Origin of the sequence: Mycobacterium sp. (assembly GCF_050701675.1) — a bacterium.
Classification (GTDB): domain Bacteria; phylum Actinomycetota; class Actinomycetes; order Mycobacteriales; family Mycobacteriaceae; genus Mycobacterium.
In genome coordinates this window covers 1-3928 of the sequence record NZ_JBOGDD010000448.1, presented here as the reverse complement: position 1 = coordinate 3928, position 3928 = coordinate 1, and the positions used below count along the sequence as shown (strand labels likewise).

Genomic DNA, 3928 nt, shown 5'->3' with positions numbered 1-3928 from the left:
GCCGACCGCGGGTCGTTCTCTGGGATGCGGGGGGAGACGTCCAGAAGCTGCTGCGCGCGCTCGACGAACGGAGCCCATGCGTCGACGTCCAGCCAGTCGGGCAGCTCTGAGACATCGTGGGTGGGCGCGTTGTTCGACCAGGCCGTGAACAAGCCACCGACCGAACGGATCGTGCCGAGCCCGGGAAGCGCGCTGTCGACCTGGGCCGCGCCGTTGTAACTCGCGAAGTGGCGGTTCAGAAAGTCGAGGGCTTCGGGCATCGCGGCGTCGGCGGGGTTGGGATTCCGCGAATGCCCGCCACGGGCGGTCGTGGCGGGCGGGCCCGCCTCGAGGATCTTGACCGTAATCCCACGGCGTCCCAGCTCACCAGCGACCGCCGCCCCGCCCGCACCGGATCCGATCACGATCGCGTCAGCGGTGTAGCGGCTCACCGTGTGTGCCGGTCGTCTTGGCGCGGCGTGCCCTCGGAGGGCACGGGGGCGTAGCAGTAAGGCTGTTGCGCGCGCACGCCGTGATCGTGGCCGGTCAATCCCGGCAATGTCGCCATGCCTTCAGCCTCAGAACAGGGTCTCGCCGCCGGCGACGTTGAACGACGCGCCGGTGGAGAACGACGCGTCTGGCGATGCGATCCACGCGACGATCGCTCCAACGTCTTCGGCCGTACCGATACGGCCCACGGGGATCGTGGCCTCGGCGAACTCGTCGATTAGACGTGTCGCCGCCTCGGGAGGCAGGCCCTGCTCCTCTGCTTCGCCGTGGAAGCGGTCGAGCAGCATGCCGGTCAAGTGAGTACCTGGACACCCGGCGTTCACGGTGATGCCCTCCGCCGCCAGCTCTAGTGCAAGCGACTGGGTCATGCCGATGACACCGGCCTTAGATGCGCAGTAGATGGCGACGCCCGGCCGGCCTTGGACGCCATACTGCGAGGCCATGTTGATGATGCGGCCCGTCTTGCGAGTGATGTGGGGAATCGCCGCGGCGCTGACGGCGATGGGTCCGCCGAGGTTGACTTCGAGGATTCGCGCCACGTCCTCGGCGGACACGTCGGACAAGTTGCTGAACTTCTGCATGATGCCGGCGTTGTTGACCAGGACGTCCAACTTGCCGTGCCGTTCGACGATCTGTTCGCACAAAGCGCCAGCTGCGGTGCGGTCGGTGATGTCCAGGGCGGTCGCCCAAGTAGTGGCGCCGGTGTCCGCCGCGATCTTCTGTGCGGTCTCCGTCGCGTCGCTGACATCGGTCAGAACCACCGTCGCCCCGTTCTTCGCGAGTGCGGTCGCGATGCCCGCGCCGAGCCCGCGTGCGGCGCCGGTGACGAGCGCGATTCGTCCGTCGAGATTGCTCATCGTGTCTTCTCCTTGCTGAGGCGCCGACCAACGCGCCGATGTTGGTTTGGGGAGCGCTACTTGTTGACCACTGCGCCGGCATCGATGGGGATCTGTGCGCCGGTGACGTAGCGCGCTTCATCAGAGGCGAGCCAGAGGACGGCATTAGAGACGTCGATCGACTCCACCCATGGCACGGGTAGCGCGTTGAGCGAGGTGGCCGCTACGGCGAAGTCGTCTTGGGTGGGGGTCTCGATGTCGGGCCGAAACAACTTCCAGGTGCGCTCGTTCTGTATCAGCGGGGTGTCGACAGTCGTCGGGTGCACGCTGTTCACGCGGATGAATTCGGGCGCGAGCTCATTCGCCAGGGTCCGGACGAGGCCGACGATCCCGTGTTTGGCCGATACGTAGTGCGAGATGTTCGGGTAGGCGATCAGCCCGGCCGCCGAGGAGGTGAGGATGATCGATCCGCCCCTACCGCCAACCCTCAGGTGCGGGATCGCCGCCTTCGCGGTGCGCCAAACGCCGTTTAGATTGACGTCGACCATGTTGGTCCACTCGTCGTCGGGGATGTCCTCACACCGCAGCGCGACCGAGGCGATGCCGGCGTTCGCCGACACGATGTCCAGCCGACCTAGGCGCGAGACTCCTTCGTCGACGGCGCTCTTCAGCTGATCGAAGTCGCGCACATCGGCCTTCGCTGCAACGATCCGGCGCCCGAGCGCTTCGACCAACCGGACGGTCTCTGCGAGGTCCTCTGCGGTAGCTGGTGGTGAGGCGTTGGCGAGGACGGGCTCGCAGATGTCCACGGCGATGATGTCAGCGCCCTCCTCCGCCAGACGAACGGCGTGGCTGCGCCCCTGTCCGCGTGCCGCCCCGGTGATGAAGGCGACCTTTCCTTCGACACGACCCATCCGCGTGCTCCTTTCATTGATTTGCCAACGGCGCGTCGGTCCTCTGCGGAGACCGCCGAAGCACCGCGACGTCTTTTCCTGGTTTGGGCCGTTCAGCCCTTCCACTGCTTGGCGTACGCCGCCCGGAAGTCCGCATCGGAGACCCAGGCCCCGGTGACGCTGCCTGCGTCGGACTGATCGAATAGCCGGATCGGGATGTTCTGGTCGACGGGCGCTTGGCCGGCGAAGATCCGATTTAGATTGTCGATGCTTGCGTAAGACGACCAGTCGAAGCTGATCGCGGCGCTCGCCTTTTGGTATCCGCCGTCGGCGATGAGCTTCAGGTTCGCGCCGTCACCGCCGGACGAAACGAGGAAGGTCTTCCCGCCCGTCACCAGATTCGCTTGTCGCAGCCGCTGACGACCTGCAGGGCGGCGAAGTCGAAACCCACCCGGATGGCGTTGAAGCCTGGGTTCGCGCGAGCCAGGCTCGCGGCATCGGCGGGGAGGGTCGTGGTCGCGTTCGCCACCTGAAAGTCCTTGCTCGCCAACAGCTTGCAGTCGCCGCCGAACTTCTGGCAGTCCTCGATGAAGCCGTCTAGGCCGCGCTGCCGCGAGATCAGGTTGCTGAGCGCGGGGTCGTTGAATCGCAGGTAGTGGGGGTGCCCGTCGGGTTGGACGAACGCGTACTGGGCGCTTGCCCGTCCGATGTCGGCGAGTCGGGAGAGTGCAGGTTGGACGTCGACGTACGGCCCTTTGGTGTCCTTCGCATCCAGGTCCCAGCAGAAACTGCACGACACTGGGATGTGGGCGCCCATGGCCGCGGCGGGCCCAGCACCGACGGTGGTCTTGTCCAAGGCGACCAGCACGATCGCGTCCGGATGAGTGGTGACCGCCTGCTGCGTTTTGTCGTTGGCGATGGTTGCCGACCCTTGGCCGTCGTAGATCGTCGACGTCCAGCCGATGTCCTTTGCTGCCTGATCGAGTGCGTGTGTGACGCGCTTAGCGGAGTCCTCGGCCATCGCGATGGTGATGATCGAGATCGACTTGCCCGGAACGGCCTTGGGGCCGCCGGTGAGAGGGAGCCCGGTCTGCGGGGCCTTGAGGGCGTCGACCTGCTTTTGAATCGTGGCGAGATAGGCGGGATCGGCCTTGCCTTGGCTGAGGTCGCCGGCGCTACCGGACGTGTTCGCACATGCGGTAAGCGCGAGCGTCATGGCGACGATCACGGCCGCGAAACTCCAGCTCCCCTTGCTAGCGGTGAACATCGTCGTCCTCACTGTTCGTCGTGTCGCACTCCCCGGAAGTGACGTCGGCCACCACTTCTGTATACCGCATATATGATTACGGGTGTTGCATTTGTAATGCAAGTGCCAATTTGTGGTCACCCGGCGATTGCGAGACGAGGACGAGGATGTTCGAAGACGCGGCTCAGATCCCTGCGTCCAGGCGAGGACCCGTAGATTCGGCGCCATCACCGTCGGCTCCGCGCTCATTGCAAATCACCTCGCTGAGCAAGGCATTCGCCGGTGTGCAGGTGCTACGAGACGTCTCCTTCGACATCGAACCCGGTGAGGTGCACGCGCTACTCGGGCAGAACGGCTCGGGGAAGTCGACAATCATCAAATGTCTCGCCGGCGTCCATAAACCGGACTCCGCGTCGATCGAAGTGGGGGGCCGTGCACTGCCCCACCAACTTCGCCCCGAGCGA

Annotated in this window: 5 protein-coding genes and 1 pseudogene; 1 reads left to right on the top strand and 5 read right to left on the bottom strand. The window is 65.5% G+C overall.

Translation table 11 applies throughout. The features are described from left to right. The 5 genes and pseudogenes from ACRDUX_RS13620 to ACRDUX_RS13600 form a co-directional block, all read right to left on the bottom strand. Nucleotides 1-431, bottom strand: a pseudogene (locus ACRDUX_RS13620) (hypothetical protein); the annotation flags it as partial. 126 nt (nucleotides 432-557) lie between these two features. Beyond that, nucleotides 558-1346 carry an SDR family NAD(P)-dependent oxidoreductase gene (locus tag ACRDUX_RS13615; protein ID WP_526414559.1) on the bottom strand — a complete coding sequence of 263 codons (789 nt, stop codon included), beginning with the start codon at nucleotides 1344-1346 and terminating at the stop codon, nucleotides 558-560. Nucleotides 1347-1402: 56 nt separating this feature from the next. Beyond that, entirely contained in the window at nucleotides 1403-2239 is an 837-nt protein-coding gene (locus ACRDUX_RS13610) for a mycofactocin-coupled SDR family oxidoreductase (RefSeq protein ID WP_526414558.1), read from the bottom strand. 92 nt (nucleotides 2240-2331) lie between these two features. Then, the gene (locus tag ACRDUX_RS13605) at nucleotides 2332-2613 is read right to left on the bottom strand and encodes a hypothetical protein (RefSeq protein ID WP_526414557.1); all 282 of its coding nucleotides are present in this window, start codon (nucleotides 2611-2613) and stop codon (nucleotides 2332-2334) included. After that, a complete protein-coding gene (locus ACRDUX_RS13600; RefSeq protein WP_526414556.1) occupies nucleotides 2610-3485 on the bottom strand; it encodes a type 1 periplasmic-binding domain-containing protein in 876 nt (291 codons plus the stop codon). Before ACRDUX_RS13600 ends, ACRDUX_RS13605 begins: the two co-directional genes overlap by 4 nt. 227 nt (nucleotides 3486-3712) lie before the next feature. On the opposite strand from ACRDUX_RS13600, the gene ACRDUX_RS13595 reads away from it, so the two are divergent. Next, nucleotides 3713-3928 (top strand): ATP-binding cassette domain-containing protein (locus tag ACRDUX_RS13595; protein WP_526414555.1); only part of this gene is annotated, 216 nt, incomplete at its 3' end.

What these genes read in the sequence shown, in the direction of transcription:
- ACRDUX_RS13615 (WP_526414559.1), bottom strand. Translation starts at nt 1,346, where the DNA reads ATGAGCAATCTCGACGGACGAATCGCGCTCGTCACCGGCGCCGCACGC.
- ACRDUX_RS13610 (WP_526414558.1), bottom strand. Translation starts at nt 2,239, where the DNA reads ATGGGTCGTGTCGAAGGAAAGGTCGCCTTCATCACCGGGGCGGCACGC.
- ACRDUX_RS13600 (WP_526414556.1), bottom strand. Translation starts at nt 3,485, where the DNA reads ATGTTCACCGCTAGCAAGGGGAGCTGGAGTTTCGCGGCCGTGATCGTC.